The 20,579-nt window shown below is 65.9% G+C and carries 16 protein-coding genes; 8 read left to right on the top strand and 8 right to left on the bottom strand.

The features are described from left to right. The first annotated feature begins 32 nt into the window (after positions 1-32). The 3 genes from ureG to ACTHQX_RS10095 all read left to right on the top strand — a co-directional run bounded on the left by ureG (position 33) and on the right by ACTHQX_RS10095 (position 2,655). Entirely contained in the window at positions 33-650 is a 618-nt protein-coding gene (gene ureG / locus ACTHQX_RS10105; protein WP_440157301.1) for an urease accessory protein UreG, read from the top strand. 164 nt (positions 651-814) lie between these two features. Continuing rightward, positions 815-1,600: an urease accessory protein UreD gene (locus ACTHQX_RS10100; RefSeq protein ID WP_440157554.1), complete on the top strand. Its 786-nt coding sequence runs from the start codon at positions 815-817 to the stop codon at positions 1,598-1,600. After that, entirely contained in the window at positions 1,600-2,655 is a 1,056-nt protein-coding gene (locus ACTHQX_RS10095; RefSeq protein WP_440157299.1) for a HoxN/HupN/NixA family nickel/cobalt transporter, read from the top strand. Before ACTHQX_RS10100 ends, ACTHQX_RS10095 begins: the two co-directional genes overlap by 1 nt. Before the next feature lie 53 nt (positions 2,656-2,708). Here ACTHQX_RS10095 and ACTHQX_RS10090 read toward each other — a convergent pair whose 3' ends face one another. The 4 genes from ACTHQX_RS10090 to ACTHQX_RS10075 all read right to left on the bottom strand — a co-directional run bounded on the left by ACTHQX_RS10090 (position 2,709) and on the right by ACTHQX_RS10075 (position 6,958). Further along, entirely contained in the window at positions 2,709-3,683 is a 975-nt protein-coding gene (locus ACTHQX_RS10090) for a carbohydrate kinase family protein (protein WP_440157552.1), read from the bottom strand. A gap of 160 nt (positions 3,684-3,843) precedes the next feature. Next, positions 3,844-4,638, bottom strand: a complete 795-nt coding sequence (locus ACTHQX_RS10085; RefSeq protein WP_440157297.1) for an ATP-binding cassette domain-containing protein — start codon at positions 4,636-4,638, stop codon at positions 3,844-3,846. Further along, entirely contained in the window at positions 4,635-5,681 is a 1,047-nt protein-coding gene (locus ACTHQX_RS10080) for an ABC transporter permease (protein WP_440157295.1), read from the bottom strand. The genes ACTHQX_RS10085 and ACTHQX_RS10080 overlap by 4 nt, the downstream gene beginning before the upstream one ends. Before the next feature lie 158 nt (positions 5,682-5,839). Then, the gene (locus tag ACTHQX_RS10075; RefSeq protein WP_440157293.1) at positions 5,840-6,958 is read right to left on the bottom strand and encodes a substrate-binding domain-containing protein; all 1,119 of its coding nucleotides are present in this window, start codon (positions 6,956-6,958) and stop codon (positions 5,840-5,842) included. A 164-nt stretch (positions 6,959-7,122) separates the two neighbouring features. Between ACTHQX_RS10075 and ACTHQX_RS10070 the strand changes: the two genes are divergently transcribed. Together ACTHQX_RS10070 and ACTHQX_RS10065 are read left to right on the top strand one after the other, a co-directional pair. Beyond that, complete coding sequence (locus ACTHQX_RS10070; RefSeq protein WP_440157550.1) at positions 7,123-8,121, top strand: LacI family DNA-binding transcriptional regulator; 999 nt, start codon at positions 7,123-7,125, stop codon at positions 8,119-8,121. Between the two features lie 65 nt (positions 8,122-8,186). Continuing rightward, the gene (locus tag ACTHQX_RS10065; protein WP_440157291.1) at positions 8,187-8,480 is read left to right on the top strand and encodes a putative quinol monooxygenase; all 294 of its coding nucleotides are present in this window, start codon (positions 8,187-8,189) and stop codon (positions 8,478-8,480) included. A gap of 137 nt (positions 8,481-8,617) precedes the next feature. Here ACTHQX_RS10065 and ACTHQX_RS10060 read toward each other — a convergent pair whose 3' ends face one another. Continuing rightward, positions 8,618-11,296 (bottom strand): GH32 C-terminal domain-containing protein, encoded by a 2,679-nt coding sequence (locus ACTHQX_RS10060; RefSeq protein ID WP_440157548.1) that lies wholly within the window; start codon positions 11,294-11,296, stop codon positions 8,618-8,620. Positions 11,297-11,631: 335 nt separating this feature from the next. Here ACTHQX_RS10060 and ACTHQX_RS10055 point away from each other — a divergent pair, with 335 nt between their 5' ends. Continuing rightward, positions 11,632-11,970 carry a hypothetical protein gene (locus ACTHQX_RS10055; RefSeq protein ID WP_440157289.1) on the top strand — a complete coding sequence of 113 codons (339 nt, stop codon included), beginning with the start codon at positions 11,632-11,634 and terminating at the stop codon, positions 11,968-11,970. Positions 11,971-12,126: 156 nt separating this feature from the next. Next, entirely contained in the window at positions 12,127-14,370 is a 2,244-nt protein-coding gene (gene malQ, locus ACTHQX_RS10050) for a 4-alpha-glucanotransferase (protein ID WP_440157287.1), read from the top strand. An 84-nt stretch (positions 14,371-14,454) separates the two neighbouring features. On the opposite strand, the gene ACTHQX_RS10045 is transcribed toward malQ, so the two are convergent. Both ACTHQX_RS10045 and ACTHQX_RS10040 read right to left on the bottom strand, forming a co-directional pair. Continuing rightward, on the bottom strand, positions 14,455-17,334 hold the full coding sequence (locus ACTHQX_RS10045) for an alpha-amylase family glycosyl hydrolase (RefSeq protein ID WP_440157285.1): 2,880 nt from the start codon (positions 17,332-17,334) through the stop codon (positions 14,455-14,457). A 156-nt stretch (positions 17,335-17,490) separates the two neighbouring features. Further along, positions 17,491-18,534: a lactonase family protein gene (locus ACTHQX_RS10040; protein WP_440157283.1), complete on the bottom strand. Its 1,044-nt coding sequence runs from the start codon at positions 18,532-18,534 to the stop codon at positions 17,491-17,493. Between the two features lie 211 nt (positions 18,535-18,745). On the opposite strand from ACTHQX_RS10040, the gene ACTHQX_RS10035 reads away from it, so the two are divergent. After that, positions 18,746-19,567, top strand: a complete 822-nt coding sequence (locus ACTHQX_RS10035; RefSeq protein ID WP_440157281.1) for a putative protein N(5)-glutamine methyltransferase — start codon at positions 18,746-18,748, stop codon at positions 19,565-19,567. Between the two features lie 56 nt (positions 19,568-19,623). On the opposite strand, the gene ACTHQX_RS10030 is transcribed toward ACTHQX_RS10035, so the two are convergent. Beyond that, positions 19,624-20,579: DUF222 domain-containing protein (locus ACTHQX_RS10030; RefSeq protein WP_440157279.1), on the bottom strand; the 956-nt coding region annotated here is incomplete at its 5' end.

Raw genomic sequence — 20,579 nt, 5'->3', positions numbered from 1 at the left:
TAGAACTGTGCTTTTTGACTTAGGAGGACAACATGACTGAGCCCATCAAGATCGGCATCGGCGGCCCCGTCGGCGCCGGAAAGACCCAGCTTGTGGAACGGCTCACGCGCCACATGAGCGCGGAAATCTCCATGGCCGCCATCACCAACGACATCTACACGATCGAGGACGCCAAGATCCTGGCAGCCAACGGCATCCTGCCCGAGGACCGCATCATCGGCGTCGAAACCGGCGGCTGCCCGCACACCGCCATCCGTGAGGACACATCCATGAACACGGCCGCCATCGAGGAACTCAAGCAGCGGCACCCAGACCTGCAGGTGATCTTTGTGGAGTCCGGTGGCGACAACCTGTCCGCCACCTTCAGCCCCGAACTGGTGGACTTCTCGATCTACATCATCGATGTGGCGCAGGGCGAGAAGATCCCCCGCAAAGCCGGCCAGGGCATGATCAAGTCCGACCTCTTCATCATCAACAAGACAGACCTCGCCCCGCACGTCGGCGCCGACCTCGCCGTCATGGAACGCGACTCCAAGGAATTCCGCGGTGCCAAGCCGTTCTGCTTCACGAACCTCAAGACGGACGAAGGCCTTGAGCACGTCATCGAATGGATCCGCCGCGATGTCCTGATGCTCGACTTAGCTCAATGAGCACGACGGCGGCAGTGCCACCGGCGGCTTCACCGGATGTAAGGGGCCGTGCCCTCGCGATGCCCGCCACGCCGCGGCCCCTTACATCCGGCTCCGCCGCCTCTGCGGTCAGGCCGCCTCGCGGTGTGCTTGAGCTGGTCATCAGCGAACGCGGAGGGCGTTCCATTGCGTCCCGGCAATTTCATGAAGGTGCGCTTCGCGTACTGCGACCTCATTTTCTGGATGACTCGGGCCAGGTTTGCTACGTCGTCGTCAATCCTGGCGGGGCATATTTGGGGGCCGACCTTTACGTCCTGGACGTGGAGGTGGGGGACCGGTCCGAGCTGCTGCTCACCACGCAGTCCGCGACGAAGATCTACCGGACCCCGGAATCGTTTGCCGAGCAGCGGATGACCGTCCGGCTCGGGCAAGGGTCACGGCTGGAGCTGGCGCCGGACCAGGTCATCGCCTACCGGGACGCCAGCTACCGGCAGAACACCCACATCACGGTGCGGCCGACGTCGAGCCTGGTGATGGCCGAGGTGATCACGCCCGGCTGGTCACCCGACGGGGCCTCATTCCGGTACGAGGAGCTGCGGCTCCGCAACGAGATCCACGTGCAGACGGACGGCGGCACCCGGCTGCTCGCCCTGGACAACCTGCTGATCCGCCCGCCCCTCGACGACATCACCGGCACGGGCTTCATGGAGGGCTACAGTCACCTGGGTTCGCTGGTGGTGGCGGACGCGCGGGTGGACCAGGCGCTCGCCGATGAGCTGCACCAGCTCGCGGAAAAGTTCGACGCCTACACAGGAATCTCGCTCAGTGCCACAATGGACGGCATCACGGCACTGGTGCTCCGGTCCCTGTCGAACAGCACTGAAAAACTCAATACGCTACTGGGTGGCTGCAGTGGCCTTCTCCGTCAACGCTGGTACGGCCAGGCGCCCCTGAACCTGAGGAAGTACTAATGACTACCTTGACCCAGTTCGCCGCCATGTACCGCGAGCGGGAGCAGTTACCGCTCCGGACACGCCTGCTGGCCACCTTTTCCGCGGTGGGCATCCTGCACCTTGCCGCCGTCGTTCTTCTGGTCGCCGGTACCGCGGCGTCGGGGCAGCCACTGGCGTTCGGGCTGGTGTTTACGGCGTACCTGGCGGGCATCAAGCACAGTTACGACTGGGACCACATCGCCGCGATCGACAACTCCACCCGGAAGTTCGTGGCGCAGCGGCAGGATCCCACCAGTGTGGGATTCGCCTTCAGCCTGGGGCACAGTTCGGTGGTGATCCTGGCCGGCGCCCTGGTGGTCTCCGGGGTGTCGCTGGTGGGCAGGTTCATGACCGAGGGCAGCACCGGAAACCTGGTCCTGGGGCTGATTGGCAGTGGGGTGTCCGGCCTCTTCCTGCTGGCCATGGGGCTCTTCAACGGGTCTGCGTTTCTCGGTGCGGCCCGGCACTACCGCAGGGTCCGTGGCGGCGGAGCGGTGCTGCCGGAGGAGCTCGAAGCCAAGGGCTTTGTGGCCCGCCTTCTGGCCCGGCCGCTGTCAAAGGTGCGGCGACCCAGGAACGTGTACGTGATTGGCTTCCTGTTCGGGCTCGGTTTTGATACCGCCACCACCATTGGGCTCCTGGTGATGACGACGGCGGCCTCCTTGGCGGGCGTTTCGCCCGTCGCGCTACTGGCTCTGCCACTCGCGTTCACCGCCGCCATGACGCTGTGCGACACCACGAACGGCGTTGCCATGATGCGGATGTACAAGTCGGCCATCCATGACCCCCTGCGCAAACTTGGGTTCAACGCCGTCATCACGGGCCTCTCGGCCCTCTCCGCGCTTTTCGTTGCCGTGATAACCCTTGGCGCTTTCCTCAACGCGGCGTTCGGGCTGAAGGACCCGCTCACCGCCTGGCTGGGCGCCATCGATCTGGGCGATGCCGGGTTGCTGCTGGTGGCTGCATTCCTGGCGCTGTGGGGTGCGGCGTCGTTGCGCGGGCGTCGGCGGGCTGTTTCCCAGGCCCGAGCCTAGCCGCGCAAGCTCCGCGGCCAGGCGTACGCCCCAGCTGTCATAGCCGCGATCTCTCAGGCGACCGCGGCGGCCGGCACATCCTCAGGCGCCGCCGCGTCCTCCGGCAGGTCCGCGAGGAGTTCGGCCGCCGTGGGCGGGTTGGCTCCCGGGCGGCGCACGGTGATCGCGGCGGCCTTCGAGGCAGTGCGTCCCAGGGTTTCCAATACGGCCGGTGCCAGGCCGTCCGCTCCGCGCGCAAGCAGCCCGTAGATCAGCGCCGCCATGTACGAATCCCCGGCGCCGATGGTGTCCGCCACTGCGGACCGGACGGCCGGTACCACCAGCTGCAGCTCCGGGGTGGCCAGCAGTGACCCCTCGGAACCGCGGGTGACCACCGCGAGCCCCGCACCCAGCTCGAGGATCCGCGCCGCGGCGTCCTCCAGCTGCAGGCCGGGATAGAGCCAGCGGGCATCCTCGTCGCTCAGCTTGACCACGTCGGTGAGCGGTACCAGCTCCTCGAAGATGCTCCGGGCCTCGGCATGGCTGCCGAGGAGTGCCGGGCGGATGTTGGGATCGTAGGTGACCACGCATTCGCGGTGCGACTGCTCCAGGAGGGTCCTGACAGCTGCTGCCCCGGGAGCCAGGAAGGTCGCGATGGAGCCGGTGTGGAGCACCTTGGGAAGGGATGCCGGTGCCACTGGCGGCAGTTCCCAGCGGATGTCGAAGTCGTAGGTGGCGGAACCGTCGGCGTCCAGCGTCGCCGTGGCCGTCGCCGTCCTGCCCGGTGTCCTCGAACCGGGCAGGAGCGCGACGCCGGCACGCTGCAGGTGCGCCTCGATGGCCCGCCCGCGGTCGTCGTCGCCGATCGAGGTGAGGAGCGCGGTCCGGATGCCGAGCCGGCCCAGCCCGTAAGCGACGTTCGCCGGCGATCCGCCGGGGTGCTCGACGGTTCCGTCTGCGGACGCGACGACGTCCACCAGGGCTTCACCGATGACGATGACTTCCGGGCTTGCCGCGCTGGATCCTAAGCTGGCAGGTCCTGCGTTCACGGTGCCGAGGGTGCCGGTGCCTGTGTTCGGGGTGCCGGGGGTGGAGGTTGGATTCACGGTGGGGCCTTTCATGGAGCCGTCCGCGGGCCGGTTTCGGCCCGCGGACGGATGTGGGGAGTGCTGTGTTGCTGGTGGTGCTGGTTCTGGGAGGCGTGCCCGGTCAGGCCGTGGCGGCACCGGTCATGATCGCCACGGCGTCGGTCATGCTGTGCGACTGCGGCGTGATGGTGGCCGCGCACTTTCCGAGCCGCTGGATGTGGATCCGGTCCGCCACGTCAAACACATGCGGCATGTTGTGGCTGATCAGGATCACCGGCAGCCCCCGGTCCCGGAGGTCGCGGACCAGTTGCAGGACCTGGTTCGATTCCCGGACGCCGAGTGCGGCCGTCGGCTCATCGAGGACGACCACCTTGGAGCCGAACGCCGCGGCGCGGGCCACGGCCACAGCCTGGCGCTGGCCGCCGGACAGGTTCTCCACCGGCACTGTCACGTCCTGAAGTGTCGAGATGCCCAGCCGGGTCAGTTCCTCCTTGGCCTTGCGGCGCATGCCCTTGGTGTCCAGGACGCGGAAGAGCTTGCCCAGCGGGCCGGCAAGCCGTTCTTCACGGCCCAGGAACAGGTTGGAGGCGACGTCGAGCGCCGGTGAGACCGCGAGGTTCTGATAAACGGTTTCGATGCCGTGGACGCGGGCATCCTGCGGGCGCTTGAAGTGGACTGGTTGGCCGGAAACGAACAACTCGCCCGAGTCCGGGACCTCGGCACCGGTGAGGCACTTGATGAGCGTGGACTTTCCGGCACCGTTGTCGCCGATGATCGCGAGAACTTCGCCCGGGTAGAGGTCAAGGCTGACGCCGTCCAGGCCCACGACACGGCCGAAGGTCTTGACGAGGTTCCTGGCTTGCAGGATGGGTTGGCGGACCTCAGTCTTGGCCGGCTGGAATTCTGTGGCGGTCATGATTTCACCTTTCGGATCCACTGGTCGATCGACACAGCGAGGATGATGAGGACGCCCACGGCGAGGGTCTGGTAGAGCACATCGAGGCCAGCCAGCGAGAGGCCGTTGCGGAACACCCCGACGATCAGCGCACCGAGGAGGGAGCCCCAGATGGAGCCGCGACCGCCAAAGAGGCTGGTTCCGCCAATCACGACGGCGGTGATGGAGTCGAGGTTCAGGTCCACGCCGGCGTTGGGGCTGGCCGCGTTCGTGCGGCCAATCTGGATCCACGCGCCGACGGCCAGCACGGCCCCCGCTGCAAGGTAAACGCTCATCAGGACGCGGTTCACCGGGATACCAGCCAGACGGGCGGCTTCCTTGTCATCGCCTACCGCGTAGACGTGCCGGCCCCAGGCGGTCTTTCCGAGGATGAACGCCACCGCGATGTAGAGCAGGAGCATCATGACCACGCCGGTAGAGATCCGCACGGGGCCAACCGGGAACGTGCTGCCCATCCACGTCAGCAGGCCGGGCATGCTGGAGCCGCGGACGGTGGAGCCACCGGAGTAGAGGAGCGTCACGGCGATGAAAATGTTAAGCGTTCCCAGCGTGACGATGAACGGGGGGAGCCGGAACCTGGTGACCAGGAAACCGTTCAGCGCCCCGGCTGCCAGGCCCACGACGAGGCCCAGGAGGAGAGCGAGCGGGGCGGGCACGCCGCTGCCGACGGCCAGTTGCGCCACCACCATGGAGGACAGGATCATGACCGCACCGACGGAGAGGTCGATTCCGGCGGTCAGGATGATGAGCGTCTGGGCGATGGCGAGCGTGCCCACAACCGAAACCTGCTGCGTGATCAGGGACAGGTTCTCGACCCGCAGGAACCTCTCATTGAGGAGGCCGAAGACCACCACAGCAACAAGCAGGACAATGGCCGGGCTTAGTGCTGGATAGCGGTGGAGGATGTTGCGGATTCGGCTGAGCGGGGTCTGGCGGCCGAGGAATTCCTCGGCCGGGTCTGCATGCCCTGCTGCGGGCGGGCCTGCGGTTTGTTGCTGGGTCATTGTTGCTCCTGAACTTCAAGGTCCTGCTGGGGGCTGGTTCGGCTGGGGCTGGGGCTGGTGCGGCGCCTGCTGTTTCTGCCGGGGAATCTCCTGTGGCCGTGAACCGCGGGAAAATACTGCATGTTCAGCACCTTCCCGCGGTGCGAGGCCCAGGCTGGCTACTTGCCCCAGCAGATCTTGGCGGCCTCGGACGTTGTGATGCTCTTGACGCCGTCGGCGGCCTTGTCCGTGACGAGCTCTACGCCGGTGTTGAAGAAGTCCAGCCCTGCTGAATTGGCTGGCTTCTGGCCGGTCTTGGCGAGGTCAACGATGGCTTTGACGCCCAGTTCCGCCATCTTGACCGGGTACTGCTGGGCGGTTGCACCAATGACGCCGGCCTTGACGTTGTTGACGCCGGAGCAGCCGCCGTCCACCGAAACCACCAGGACGTCCTTTTCCTTGCCTGCGGACTTGAGCGCCTCGAAAGCGCCCGCCGCGGCAGGTTCGTTAATGGTGTAGACAACATTGACGTTCGGGTTCTTGGCCAGGAGGGTCTCCATGGCGGTCCGGCCGCCGTCCTCGGCGCCCTGGGTTGCCTGGCTGCCCACGATCTCGTAGTCGCCGCCCTTGCCGCCGGTGTACTTGCCGGTCTTGGCCTCGTCACCGTTCTTCTTCTTGTCCGCAGTGTCGATGCCGAGGCCGCTGAGGAAACCCTGGTCCCGGTTGTAGTCCACGGAGACCACCTTGTCGTCGAACAGGTCCAGCAGCGCGATGGTGGCCTTCTTTCCGCCAAGTTGCGCGGCGGTCCACTTGCCGATCAGTTCACCAGCGGCGAAGTTGTCGGTGGCGAATGTGATGTCGGCGGCGTCCGCGGGGTCCGGCGGAGTATCCAGGGCGATAACGAACAGGCCGGCGTCCTTGGCCTTTTTCAGCGCATCGACGACCGAAGGGCCGTTGGGCGTGATCAGAATGCCTTTATCGCCCTTGGAGATTGCGTTTTCGATCGCCTGGATCTGCGTTTCTTCGTCGCCGTCGGCCTTGCCGGCTGCGAGCTTCAGGTCCACGCCGTCGGCTTCGGCGGCCTTCTTTGCGCCGTCTTGCATGGAAACGAAGAACGGGTTCGACGTGGTTTTCACGATGAGGGACACGCCGACCTTCTCGGCCGAGGAGCTCCCGGCTGACGAGGTGGTTGGCGAACTCCCGCCGCAAGCGGTGAGGCTGAGCGTGCCGAGGGTCAGGACTGCACCGATGGCAAGCAGGCGGTGGGTGACTGTCCGCGGGGCTTTGGAACTCAACATTGAATCTCCTGGTTTCATGGCACTTCTGGTGCCTGACAACGATGTCATGCATCATGTAATCAAGCTCACAGGGTACAGTCAAGAGAAATTCGATGATGAAGGACCAAAGAATGACAACGATGTCTAATCGTTACCAGCCTGAGACAACAAAGAGCCGCCCCACGATGCGGCACGTCGCTGCACTGGCCGGCGTCGGCATCAAGACCGTCTCGCGGGTGATGAACGATGAGCCGGGGGTGTCCGAGGCAACCCGCCAGCGGGTACTCGGCGCCTCCCAGCAGCTCAATTACCAGCTGGACATGGCAGCGGGAAGCCTTCGCCGGGCCGGCCGCCAGACCCTTTCGATCGGTCTCCTGTTGCCAAGTGTGTCGAACCCCTTTAGCGGCGAGATTCACCGCGCCCTGGAGGATGCCCTGACCGCCCGAGGTATTGCAGTCTTCGCGGCCAGCCTGGACGACGACCCCGAACGGGAGAAGGCATTGGTCGCCGCTTTCCTGGGCAGGCGCGTGGATGGACTGGTCCTGACGCCCATCGCCAAGAGCCAGTCCTACGTCATTCCGGAGCATTCACGGGACCTGCCCATGGTCTTCATTGACCGCGAACCCGTCGGCATCGAGGCGGACGCCGTGGTGACGGACAACGCGGTGGGAGCTGCCAGAGCCGCCGCCCACCTGATCGCGCGGGGTCACACGAAGCTTGCCTATCTGGGCGACCGCACCGACATCCAGACCGCCCGGGAACGCCGTCGCGGCTTCATCGAAGAACTCGGCAGGGCGGGGATATCCACCTCCACGGTTCCGGTCCGCGAAGGGCTCCATGACGAGGAGTCCGCGCGCAAGGCGGCGGTGGAGCTGCTCAGCTCCGAGGACCCGCCCACGGCCATCTTCTCTAGCCAGAACCTCGTCACATTCGGAGTTATGCGCGCCCTGAAGGAGCTCGGCGCAAGCAGGAAAGTGGCAGTCGTGGGGTTCGACGACTTTACCCTCGCGGACATGATGGACCCCGGAATTACCGTTATCGCGCAGCACCCCGAGAGGATCGGAAAGCTCGCCGCCGAGCGGCTCTTGGCGCGGATCGACGGCGACGACAGCGCCCCGAAGACGTACGTCGTTCCCACGGAACTCATTGAGCGCGGATCAGGGGAACTCCGCCCGCCGCGCTGAGCAACCCAACCTTCGTGCCACCACGATTTCAACCACCCATACCTAACCTTCAAGAGGGGAAAACCATGACAAAAACGCTGTACGCAGAATTCACCGTCAAGCCCGGCAGCGAAGACCGGGTCGCGGAAATGATGCGCGAACTGACCGAGCACGTCCGCCGGGAGCCGGGCAACCAGCTGTTCCTGCCGTACACCCGGGAAACCAACCCCCGGGAGTACTTCGTCTTCGAGGTGTACGACGGCGATGCCGCCTTCCAAGAGCACATCAGCGCCGATTACGGCGCCCGGTTCAACGCGGAGCTCGCGGATCACATCGAGGAGGATGGCTCCGTGCTGACCTGGCTGCATCCGGTCCACTAGGCCACGCACCGCCTGCCGGGCCAGCTCGGCGCTACGCGCAACGCGAAGAGGCCAGAAAGCAGCACGAAGAAGGCCGGTATCCGCAGTTCTTGCGGACACCGGCCTTCCGTGCGCCTGACTTCTCCCGGGGCGGGCCCTTACTTCCTGTTCTTAGCCGGCGCCTGCACTGCCTGGAACATGGATTGGCTAAGCGGCGTGACCGTCAGCGACTTCAGCCGGGCCGTGCCGCCTTCAGCGAAGAGTGCCACCTGGTTGGCGCCCTGCGGTGAAAGGGCCTGTTCCGGGAAGACCTGGTCCGTGATGGTCCGCAGGCCGTTCTGGGCGAACACCTCCACCGAGGACCGGTCCACATAGATCCGCAGCGTCACGTTGCCGCTGGCGTCCACGGACACGGGGGCGGAGTCAACCGAAACGAAGAGCGGATGGAAGTCCGTCATGCCGGAGTTGCTCCGGTCCACGTACAGTTCTCCGGTTGCCTTGTCGTAGCCGATGACAGTCGACTTGCTGCCGTTCCCCAGCACGGTGATCCCCGCCTTGGACGCTGATCCAGGGGAGAAGGTCACATCGATCCGCTGCACGTCGCCGGATGCCGCTGCCGGCAGCGCGTGGGTGCCGGCGGGAATGTTCCGCGCCCGCTTTTCGGCGTAGCTTTCCTTCCCGGCGAGGCCATCCACCTGCTGGACGGCCTTTTGCGTCAGCCGAGGACCGCTGGCCGTATGCGTCAGGGCCACTTCGCGCGGCAGGGACATTGCGCTGCGCCAGGGAGAAGTAGGAATGTTGTTGGCGTAGTCCCAGTTGTTCATCCAGCCGAGCATGATCCGCTTGTTCTGGGGCATGTTGCTGAAGGATACGGACGCGTAGTAGTCCCGGCCGTAATCCAGCCAGTCGTACGTCTGCACCCGGGGGGTCGCAGGACGCGGTGAGGCGACGAACTCGTCCGCCAGGATGTGGCCCCAGCCAAAGCGGTTGTTGTCCACCACGCGGATGCTGGCCTGCTGCCCCTTGAACTCGGAGACGTTCCACGACGCCCAGTCCAGGACCTCGCTGTTGGCCCCGGTGGCCGTCCTGACCACCTTGCCGTCCACCACGAGATTGACGGTGGTCTCATCGGAACGGGGCACGGCGGCCTGGTCGGTCAGCATGACGTGGTCCAGAGTGAGGTGACCCCAGCCGCCGGTGGCCTGGTCCACGACCCGCAGCTGTGCCTGCTGCCCCGCGAATTCGGACACGTCCCAGCCCTTCCAGTTCAGGGCGCCCGCGTCGTCCCCGGCGAGGCTGCGTACAACGTTTCCGTTCACCAGCAGCTGGACTTCCAGCGTCTGCCCGGAGCCCGCTGTGCGGTGTCCGCCGCCCACCAGCATGCTCATGAAGTTCCGGTTCACCGTGAACGACGGCGACGTCAGGCTTCCCTGCCTGTCGTCGCCCGGCGCTCCTCCCGTATCGAACGTGTTAATCCGTTTGGCTCCGATATAGAAGTCGCCGCCGGTGGTTGCGGGCTGGAACACCGGTGCCAGATCCCCGGTTCCTGTCCACCCGGCGTCGGCCAGCGTGGAGGCGTCCGGTACCTCAAAGCCGTTGAACAGCAGGTCCCCGGCCGGAGGGGTGTTGTCCAGCTTGTCCGAAACCCGCGGATGCTGTCCGCCGCCCACCAGGAAGTTGAGGTAATCGCTGGCCACGGTGAACTGCGGCGAGTTCATCGAGCCCACCGGCCAGTCGCCGTCGTTGAAGGAATTGATCAGGCCGGCGCCGGCAAAGCCGGTGACGCCGTTCTGGCCGGGGAGGGTGCCGGCCGCGGGTGCCCCGGCGAAGGGCCCGTCCTTCGGGTTGCCGGGTTCGTTGTTTACCGTCCAGCCGCTGTACGTGCCGTCGTTGAAGCCTGCCAGGGGAGTGCCCGCGGGCAGGGCGTCGCTGGCCTTCGTGGTTTCTGATGTGAAGGTGGTGCCGTCAAAGTCGCCCACGAAATACTGCCCGGCCGAGCCTCCCGCCACGCCTCCTGGGTTGATGTTGACCACCATCACCCATTTGACGTTCGCGGGGTCGCCGTCGACCGCAAGCGGGAACAGGTCGGGGCATTCCCAGAGCCCGCCCGTGGCATTCGCCGGGCCGAACTCGCTGAGCTGCGTCCAGTCCTTGAGGTTGCCGGACTTGTACAGCACCACCTTGTGCTCGGTGGCCTCGACGGCGGCCATCACCCAGTAGCCGCCCCCGCCGGGGGAGTCGTACCAGAACACCTTCGGGTCGCGGAAGTTTGCCGAGTTGCGGTTGAGCACCGGGTTGCCGCTGTACTTGGTCCAGGTTTTGCCCTCGTCCAGGCTGTACGCGAGGGATTGGGCCTGCAGTCCCTTATAGGGCGAGGCGTCCTTGTAGGCACTGGTGAAGATGGCCACCAGCGGAGGGTTCTCTGGCGTGCCGAGGCCGGAGCTGTTGTTCTTGTCCACCACCACGCTGCCGGAGAAGATGTCCTGCTGGTCGTCAGTGGCGATGGCCAGCGGCTGCTCCTTCCAGTGCACCAGGTCTGTTGAGGTGGCATGGCCCCAGGACATGTTGCCCCACTGATTGCCGGACGGATTGTGCTGGTAGTAGAGGTGGTAGACGCCCTTGTAGAACACCATTCCGTTGGGATCGTTCATCCAGTTCTGCTGTGGCGTGTAATGGTAGGCCGGCCGGAACTGCTCGTCACCGGAGGTCCCGGCAGCCGTCGCTGTTCCGGTTCCGGCCAGAACCGAGGCCAGGCTGAGACCTGCCACGGTCAGCGCAGTGCATAGCTGGAGCCTGCTGAATTTTCTCTGGTGCATAGTGCTGGTATCGCCCTTCATCGCGCGTGCCTTCTGCCCTTCCCCCAAACCGGCGGGCAGGTAGACAACGTTGTCAGTCACTGGAACGCTAGGGGATGTCCACAAGACAAGTCAACGGATTCGTCGGCAGTGCCTGGATCCTGTGTTTTGACCCTGTGGGCCGCCGTGAACTGGCGCTTGGATCCCGCCTGTCAGCCCCGGGTTGAGGTGCGGTGACCACGCGGGTCGGCGGTACTTCGCTGTGGGAGGCGGTTTAGACACCGTTGTCAGGGGCTAACGAGCACCGAGCGTGGCGGCCGCCGAGCGCAGCAGTCGGCCGTCGAAGTTCCACCGGGCACCGTTGCTAGGGTGGAATCATGAATCGCAGCTTCCTCGCCATGTCCATGCTTCCTGTTGTTGTCCTGCTGGCGGGCTGCGCCCAGGCCGAAGAGGCAGCCCAGAACGCGGCGAGCTCGGCGGTCTCCCAGGTTGCCAACGCCGCGGCCGAGCAGGTGAAGGGCCAGATCTGCAACTTGATCGAAGACGGCCTGGTCAGCGCCTCGGACAAGGCAGCACTCGGGGGCCTTGTGGCCGGCGCCGAGACCGCTGGCGTCCCCGCCGAAATCACCGGGCCCATGAAGGCGATCGCCCAGGCCGGTGACCAGGTCCCCAGCGATTCTGTCCGCGAACTTCAGAAGGCGTGCACTGCCGCTTGAGGCCTGGCCCCCACGACACCCACCAGGCTCTCTGCCCGGGACAGCCAGCGTAGCCTGCAATAATCGGAACCAGCAGTTGCGGGGGTTGCTGAAACGGCCGGCCGCGACGGGCAGCAGCGTTAGTTTCGGGCCGATTACAGCAGACGAGGCGGATATATGAAGGCTCCCAGCCAGCAGCACGCGACTTCCCCTGAAACACCTTCCCCTGAAGCCTCCCCTGAACCCTCTCCCTCCGAAGCGCCGGCGGGCCGCGGAGCGCCGGTAACCAACACCGCGGTCAATCCCGAGCTGCTGCGATGGCTGGCGGAGGCGTACGGCGTTGGCACGTCCTACCAAGGGTGGGACGGGGAGCCGCATGACGTAGCGGCCGGCACCCTGATCCGCGTCCTGGCCGCGCTGGGCGTCGACGCCCATACGGACCAGCTGATCCAGCACGAATTGGCCGAGGCAGAATTGGCGCCGTGGCGCCGGATGCTGCCGCCCGCCGTCGTAGTTCAGGATGGGGCGCCGGGGCAGGTGAGTGTCCATGTTCCGCACGGTTCTCCCGTCCGGATGTGGGCCGTCACGGAGGACGGGCGCGAGCTGGAGGTTGTCCAGGAGGACATCTGGGTGGAGCCCCGGGAGGTGGACGGCGTTCTGACCGGCAGGGCCACGTTCGCCGTGCCGCAGAACACCGGCCTTGGATGGCACACCCTGCGTGCCGAGGCGGCCGGAGTGGTTGCGGAGGCCACGCTGGTGGTGACGCCCGCCAGGCTGTCCACGGCGGCCGACCTTGAGCAGCGCCGGGGCTGGGGGCTGGCGACGCAGCTGTACTCCGTCCGTTCCAAACGTTCCTGGGGTGTGGGCGATTTTGCCGACCTGGCCGAGCTCGCCGCGGTGGCCGGAGCGCGCGGGGCCGACTACGTGCTGGTCAATCCGCTGCATGCGGCCGACCCCGTGCCGCCCCTGGAGCCGTCCCCGTATTCACCGTCGACCCGCCGGTTCTTCAACCCGCTGTACCTGCGGATCGAGGCCATTCCGGAACTTGCGTACCTGAAGCCGAAGAAGCAGGCCCTGATTCAGAGCCTTATGAAGCAGGCGCGGAAGCTGAACAAGGATGCCATCAGGCTTGACCGGGACAAGGTCTATTCCGCCAAGCTGGCCGCGCTCGAGCTGATCTTTGGCGTCCGCCGTTCGCCGTCGCGGCAGCTCGCGTTTGAGGACTACTGCCGCCGGGCCGGCGCCGGCCTGGATGACTTTGCCCTCTGGTGCGCGATCCGTGAGGATCTCGACGCCGATGACCCTTTTTGGACCGACCCAACGGCTGCGCTCAACTCGCCTTTGGCTGAGAAGCTCCGGGGCGAGCTGGCCGAACGGATTGAGTTCCACCGCTGGCTGCAGTGGCTCTGCGACGAGCAGCTCGAATCCGCGCAGCAGGCCGCGCGCAACGCCGGGATGCGCCTGGGCGTGGTGAACGACCTTGCCGTTGGCGTGGACCTCCAGAGTTCCGATGCCTGGACGCTGCAGGGCGTCCTCGCTCCCGGCGTCAGCGTCGGCGCGCCGCCGGACATGTACAACCAGCTGGGCCAGGACTGGCACCAGCCGCCATGGCACCCCACCCGTCTTGCCGAGGCCGGCTACAAGCCGTTCCGGGAGATGCTCGCAACGGTGCTGCGGCATTCGGGCGGCATCCGGGTGGACCACATCCTCGGCTTCTTCCGGCTCTGGTGGGTACCGGAAGGGAACTCGCCGGCGGACGGCGCCTACGTCCGGTTCGACCACGATGCCATGATCGGCATCCTCGCCCTGGAAGCGCACCGTGCCGGCGCCGTGGTGATCGGTGAGGACCTTGGCACCTTCGAGCCGTGGGTCCGCGATTACCTCGCAGCGCGGGGCATCCTGGGCACCTCGATCCTGTGGTTTGAGAACGACGGCGACGCCCCGCTGCCTCCCGAACGGTACCGGCTGCAGGCCCTCTCCAGCGTGAACACGCACGACCTGCCGCCCACCGCCGGCTACCTCGCCGGCGACCACGTGACGCTGCGCAACGCTCTGGGGCTGCTGGAACGTTCTGCCGAGGACGAGCGCCTGGAGCACAATGCCAAGCTGGAAAAAATGATGGACCTGCTCCGGCAGCGCGGCCTCCTTTCGGCCGGCGACGCCGGCTCGGAACAGGAACGGATCGAGGCGCTGCACCGACTGCTCGCGCAGACCCCGTCCGTCCTTCTTGGGGTGGCCCTCGTGGACGCGGTCGGCGAACGGAGGGTCCAGAACCAGCCCGGAACCACCTCGGCCCAGTACCCCAACTGGCAGGTGCCACTTGCCAACTCCGACGGCGACTCCGTGCTGATCGACAGCCTTGAGGGTGACGACCGGTTCAACTCCCTGCTCGCGGCGGTCGAGAAGGCCGTGCGCGCCTGAGCCTGAGCCGCCCGCCGGGGTGTGAACCTGGGCCTGAGCCCGGGGCTACTGCCTGGCTGGCAGTAGCCCCGGGCGGTGGGCAAGCTAGCTGGCCGTGATGACGTGGGTGGTATGGCTGTACCGGAAGGTGACCGGGCCGCCGTCGTGATTCAGCACGATATTGGAACCGTTCGGCGCGCCGTCCTGGCCGTAGTTTTCATCCCAGGAACCGTTGATGGCCGCCTTGAATTCATACTGCCCGGCCGGAAGGTCTGCCGTGAGTTTCCACTGGCGGTCCGCCGCATCAAAGGTCATGAACGCCGCCTGACACGCCGGCTGCCAGTCATCCGCGCAGCCCATCTCGCTGTTCAGGCTTCCCGCCACCGTGACCGAGTCGGGCTGTGGTGCGGCGCCCACCACCACCGTCCGGACATTGCTCACCACATTTGATCCGTCCAGCATTGCCCGGTACTTCACGTCGGTACCGTCGTCGAGGCCCAGGGCGGCCAAGTCGTCCGCCACCGTGTAGGCCGGGGACGAATCATCGGCTGAGCCGATGGCTGTCCACGCCCCGCCCGCGACGCTGCGCTCAAACCGCACCACATGGCTGGCCTTCTCCGGGTCCGCCGTGGCAACCACTTCCACGTTCCCCTGGACGGTGCTGCCCTCGGCCGGCTGCTGGATGCTCAGCGCCGGGTCCGGTACCACGGCGGACCGGGAGGCGCTGACAGACGTGCGGCCGGCGTTGTTCAGGACGACGGCCCGGTACTCCACGGCAGTGCCGGCGTTCAGTCCCGAAACGTCGTGGAAGACCCGGTAAGGTGCGGTGTCATCGGTGCCCACGCGCCCCCATTTGCCGCCCGGCGTCCGGGCCTCAAAGGTGACCTCGTAGAAGGAGCTGCCGTCGACGTCGGCCGCCACCTGGATGCGGCCGTTATCCCCGGCGGACGCGGCGGTAGCCGCAGCCGAAACGGGAGCTTGCAGCTCGACGGGGGGCGCCGCCTTCTCGCGGGGGATCCGGCCCGAGGACCGGTAGACGACGGCGGATAGAGGCGGCACCGTGACGGTCAGCTTGCCGTCGGCTGAGGTCTTGGAGTTTTCGGCTGCGTCGCCGTAGATGAGGCTGTAATTGCGTTTGGCGATGTAGGTGGGAACAGCGGCGGTCTGCGGTTCCACGCTGTTGTTCAGCACCACCACGTACTCACGCTGGTCCTTGGCGCCGGTGCGCGAGAACGCGTAGATGCCGGGCCCGTCCGACGCGTAGCGGTGCTGGTGGGCGCCGTCGCGCAGGGCGGGGTGCTCCCTGGTCAGCTGCGCGAGTTCGCGGATCTTGGCGTAGAGGGGATGCCCGGTGTTGAAGTTGTCCGTGGCGTGGGTGGCGTCCGTGCCGAGGAGTTCGTCGTCGAGATAGTCGGGTACCTTGCTGGCGAACAGGGTCTGGCGGGCGTCCTGGTCCCCGCCGGGCCCCGTGAAGCCCTGCTCGTCACCGTAGTAGACCACGGGGTTTCCGCGGGAAAAGTACATGAGCTCGTGGGCGAGTTCGTCGCGGCCCACGCGTTCGGCGTCGTCCGCGTCAGGGTTGTCGGTACTGATGAAGCTGCCGATCCGGCCCATGTCGTGGTTCCCCAGGAACGTCGGCAGCTGATAGACGTTGGAATCCGCGTCCGTGTACCAGTCGTCGGCTGCGAAGAAGGTTTCCAGCGCTTTGGCGTTCTGGCTTTTCGAGGCGAAATTGCGCGCCGCGTCCTGGAACGGGAAGTCGAGGACCGCCTGCATCCTGTTGCGGGTGGTGAACTGGCTCGTGAAGCTCTTGGAGGTGTCGAAGACTTCGCCGAACATGAAGAACTCGTCCCTGCCGTGCTCCTTGGCGTAGGCGAGAACGTCCGGCCCGAACTGCTGCCAGAATTCGTCATTGACGTGCTTCATCGTGTCGATGCGGAACCCGTCCACGCCGAAGTCCCGGATCCACGTCTCGTAGATGTCCGTCATGCCGGCCACCACCGTCGGGTGTTCGGTGAACAGGTCGTCAAGGCCGAAGAAGTCGCCGTAGAAGGAGTTTTCGCCGGCGAAGGTGGTGTCCCCGCGGTTGTGGTAGAGCGTCGGGTCGTTGAGCCAGTCCGGGACCTTGAGGTTCTGTTCCGCCGGATCAAGCACCGGTGTATACGGGAAGGAGGTCCCGGCATCGAGCTTGGGGAAGTCCGCGCGGCCGGCGAAATCCCGGTCATCGAAAGCGTTGCCCGAGGCGGTGCGGTACGGCTCCTTGTCCTTGGAGACGTACCCGGTGCGGGCACCCTCTTTGTAGCCGATGACGTCCGCGGTGTGGTTGGTGATGATGTCGAAGTACACCTTCATGCCGCGCGAGTGGGCCTCGTCGATCAGCGTTTTCAGTTCGGCGTTGGTGCCCAGGTGCGGATCGATCTGGGTGAAGTCCGTGACCCAGTAGCCGTGGTAACCGGCGGAACTGTCCTCGGGCTGGACCGCCTTATTCTTGAAGCTCGGGGTCAGCCAGATCGCCGTGGTCCCGAGCCCCTGGATGTAGTCGATCTTGTCCAGGAGGCCGTTCAGGTCTCCGCCGTTATAGAAGCCCTTGCGGCTGGGGTCGAAGCCGGAGACCATCGGATCCGGTCCGAGGCCGCCCTGGTCGTTGCCGGCGTCGCCGTTGCTGAATCTGTCCGCCATGACGAAGTAGAAGTTCTCGCCGGTGACGGGAGTTCGCAGCGAATGGCCCCCTGTTCCCGATTTAGTGTCCGACGGCGGGTCCGGGCTTTTGTTGGCGGCCGCGGTTTGGGCGGAGGCTTGCGTCGGCAAGTCTGCTGCGGTTGGCAAAGCGGCCGTGGTTGGCGTGGCCTGCGCGGGTACGGCCGACGCAGCCAGCAGGAGGAGTGCGCTCGCTGCCGCCAGAGTTGTTCGGGCGGACTTGGTGGGAACGCTGGCGCGGCGCGTGGACGTCAGGCGCAGGGAATTCAGGCGAGGAACGGTGAGCATGTTGGACCTTCCGCGAAGCAACGCTGCTTGTCCGGGCGGGGCTGCCCGGAATCCGTTGAATGCCGACGCGTCCAAGACAAGCGCATTCACCGCCACAGCCTGTGATGCGGCCGTATTGGCAATGACTAATCTTGTATTGGCTTTGTCGATTGCCGTTTAGCTTGCCACAATCAGGGCCGTGGGGGAACCCGTCACGAGGCGGTCGATGGAGCCGTGCGGAAGGCCGGTTCGGGGGTCCAGCCGGAAGGTTGTGATGTCGTGGGAGCGCTCGTGGGCCACGTGAAGCCATTCGCCGTGGACCAGGTGGTGGCGGGGCCAGTCGCCGCCGCTGGCGAAGTCGCGGACCGGGCTAGGCAGACTGCCCTCGGCCGACGGAGTCACTTCCAGCACGCTGATCCGGTTGGATCCTCGTACGCCGACATAAGCGAAGCGCCCGTCCGCCGACCAGGCAATTTCGGCGGCAGAGTCCCCGTCCTTCGCGCCGTCGGAGGTGGCGGCACCCTGGCTGACCAGCTCGAACTTCCCTGATGATGAGGCCGCCCGGGCCGCAAAGACCTCGATGGAATACTCGGAGACCACGAACACCGTTCCATCGGAGTGCTGCACCAGGTGGCGGGGACCGCTGTCCTTCGGAAGCACCACCTCGTGGTCCAGTGCCAGGCCCGTAGCGGGGGCGTGGGTCCACACGCGGAGGAGGTCGTGGCCGAGGTCGGTGGTCATGATCCGGCCGTCACCGAGTACCAGGCTCGCATGGGCCCGGCTGGGGCGGTTGTCCAGGTGCGGATCGCTGGATGGTGCCGCCGGAAGGCGGCTGGCGATGCCGCCGTCGTCCGCCAGTTCGTACAGCAACACCTGGCCGTCACCCCAGCAGGCAACGATCAGGAACTTGCCCTGTGGATCGACAGTGACGTGGCAGGCGGCTTCGCCTGCCGCCCAGGGCTCGCCGACTGCTTCGAGGCCGAACTCTCCCCGCCGCCGGTACGCCTGAACGGTTTTGGTGTTCTCGCCGACGGCGTAAAGCATCGGGAGTTGCCGGTGCACAGCGACGAACGACGGCGAGTCAGCCTTTGCGGCCGTACCGCGCCAGGTTAGCGTCCCGTCGGGGTTGGCCGATACGGCCCCGATCCCTGCACCGTGGCCGGCGCTGTCCGCGGTGTAGGAGCCGGTCCAGATGAGCGTGTGGGCTTCGCTGTGGGTCATCATCCCATCCTGCCAATAATTGCCGGATTGGGTGTCGGATAACATGGAATTTTCAAGGCCAGTTTCAGAACTGGGAACGTTTGAGATTACCGGAGGTGAGAACAATTCACGCAATTCCAGCCTGGGTTCTTTCTACCGGCCGCCGTACGGACCGCCAAGGCTAGTCGGACATATGCACGGAGCGCCCATCATTCAACCGAAGGACGCATCCATGCCTATTCGATCATTGCTCTCGCGTTCCAAGGTCATCGGCAGGCTGCGCGCCGCCGGCTCTGTTTTCGCCGAAGACGAAGCGGACCTCCTCCTTTCCGCAGGCCTTGCCCCCAATGAGCTGACCAACGCCGTGCAGCGGCGGGTCGAGGGGTTTCCTCTTGAGCATATTCTCGGCTGGGCAGAGTTTTGCGGCCTGCGGATCAGGGTGGGGGCCGGAGTATTTGTGCCGCGACGCCGGACGGAACTGCTGGTCCGCGAGGCAGCTGCACTCCTGAGCGCCGCGGGGGCAGGGCCCGCGGAGAGATTGCCCTCGAGCAAGCCAGTTGTTGTTGACCTGTGCTGTGGCTCCGGAGCCGTAGGCACCGCGTTGGCGGTGCTGGCGCCCGTCATCGAGCTACATGCTTCCGACGTCGACCCTGCTGCCGTGCGTTGTGCCCGCCTCAACGTCCTGCCCGTGGGCGGCGCAGTCCATGAGGGCGATCTCTACTCGGCACTGCCGGACCACCTTCGAGGCAACGTTGACCTTCTGGCGGTCAATGCGCCGTACGTGCCCACGGCGTCCATCAGCAGCATGCCTCACGAGGCCCGAGTTCACGAGCCCCGGGTGTCGCTCGACGGCGGGCCCGACGGCCTCGACATCCAGCGCCGGGTGATTGCGGGAGCGGGTGCCTGGCTCAGGCAAGGTGGGCACCTCCTTATCGAAACGAGCCGGCTGCAGGCTCCGCATACAGCCACGGCCATGGTCAGTGCAGGCTTGAGCCCTCGGATCGCCACGTCAGCCGAACTGGACGCCACAGCAGTGATCGGGAAGCTGCTCTAAGTCTGGAACCTGCTGTCACTCTTGCGCGGGCTGACTCTCGTGAAGCTGCCGTCACTTCATGTTTTGTGGTGGTGGTTTTGTCGGGGTTGTTGGCGGGGGTCGATGTGTGGTGGCGGGATGAACCATGGGATTCCGTTTTTGACGTGGATTTTCCACTGTTCCTTGTGGATTAGATGGTGGTGGTGGGTGCAGAGGAGGACGCCGTTGTCGGTGCTGGTGGTTCCGCCTTGTGACCAGTAGGTGATGTGGTGGGCTTCGCACCAGGATGCGGGGATGGTGCAGTTGGGGAAGGCGCAGCCTTGGTCTCGGGCGTTGAGGGCTTTGCGGATGTGGGGCGGGAAGACGCGGGTGGTGCGGCCGATGTCGAGGATGCGTCCTTGGGAGCCGAGGAGGACTGGGATGATGTCGGCGTCGCAGGCGATTTTGCGGATGGTGGAGGCGGTGACGGGGCCGGTGTAGGTGAAGGTCCCGCTGCCGGTGGGGCCGACAGGCGCGGTGGCGGCCCAGTTGATGCCAGGGAGGGTGGTGACGGGAGGCCAGGTGCCGGTGCCCGCCAGCGGTTCGGGATCGTTGCTCTGCCGGGTATCCGGCGCGGGCTGGGGTTTCTTGGTCTGCCAGGTGTCGTCTGTTGGCCGGGCGGTGTCCGTGGGCTGCGTGCCGGGGTGGTTTCCGTTCGGAGCGTAGCGCGGGCCGTGGGCGGCGGTGGTTTTGATGCTGTTGAGGAGGTCTTGGTAGCCGATGGTGACCATGACTTGGGGGCGGAGTCCTCCGGTGGTGGGCAGGGTGCCGGCGGCGAGGGCTGCCTTGGTCGCGCCGACGAGGCCGTCGAGGCGTTGCTGGGCGGGGGTGCGGCGGTCCAGGTCCGGTTCCGGGGCGGCGGCGTTGAAGACCGTGTCGAGGTCGATGGCGGCGCTGTCAGTGTTGGTGGCGTCGCTGTTGGTGGTGTCCGGGGTGGTGGTGCGGGGGTTGGTGGCGGTGTTCATGACGGTGGTGAGGACTTCGTATTGGTCGG

Origin of the sequence: Arthrobacter sp. SAFR-023 (genome assembly GCF_051965295.1) — a bacterium.
Taxonomy (GTDB): Bacteria; Actinomycetota; Actinomycetes; order Actinomycetales; family Micrococcaceae; genus Arthrobacter.
The sequence above is the reverse complement of the archived record's forward strand: the minus strand, read 5'-3'. Positions and strand labels throughout refer to the sequence as shown.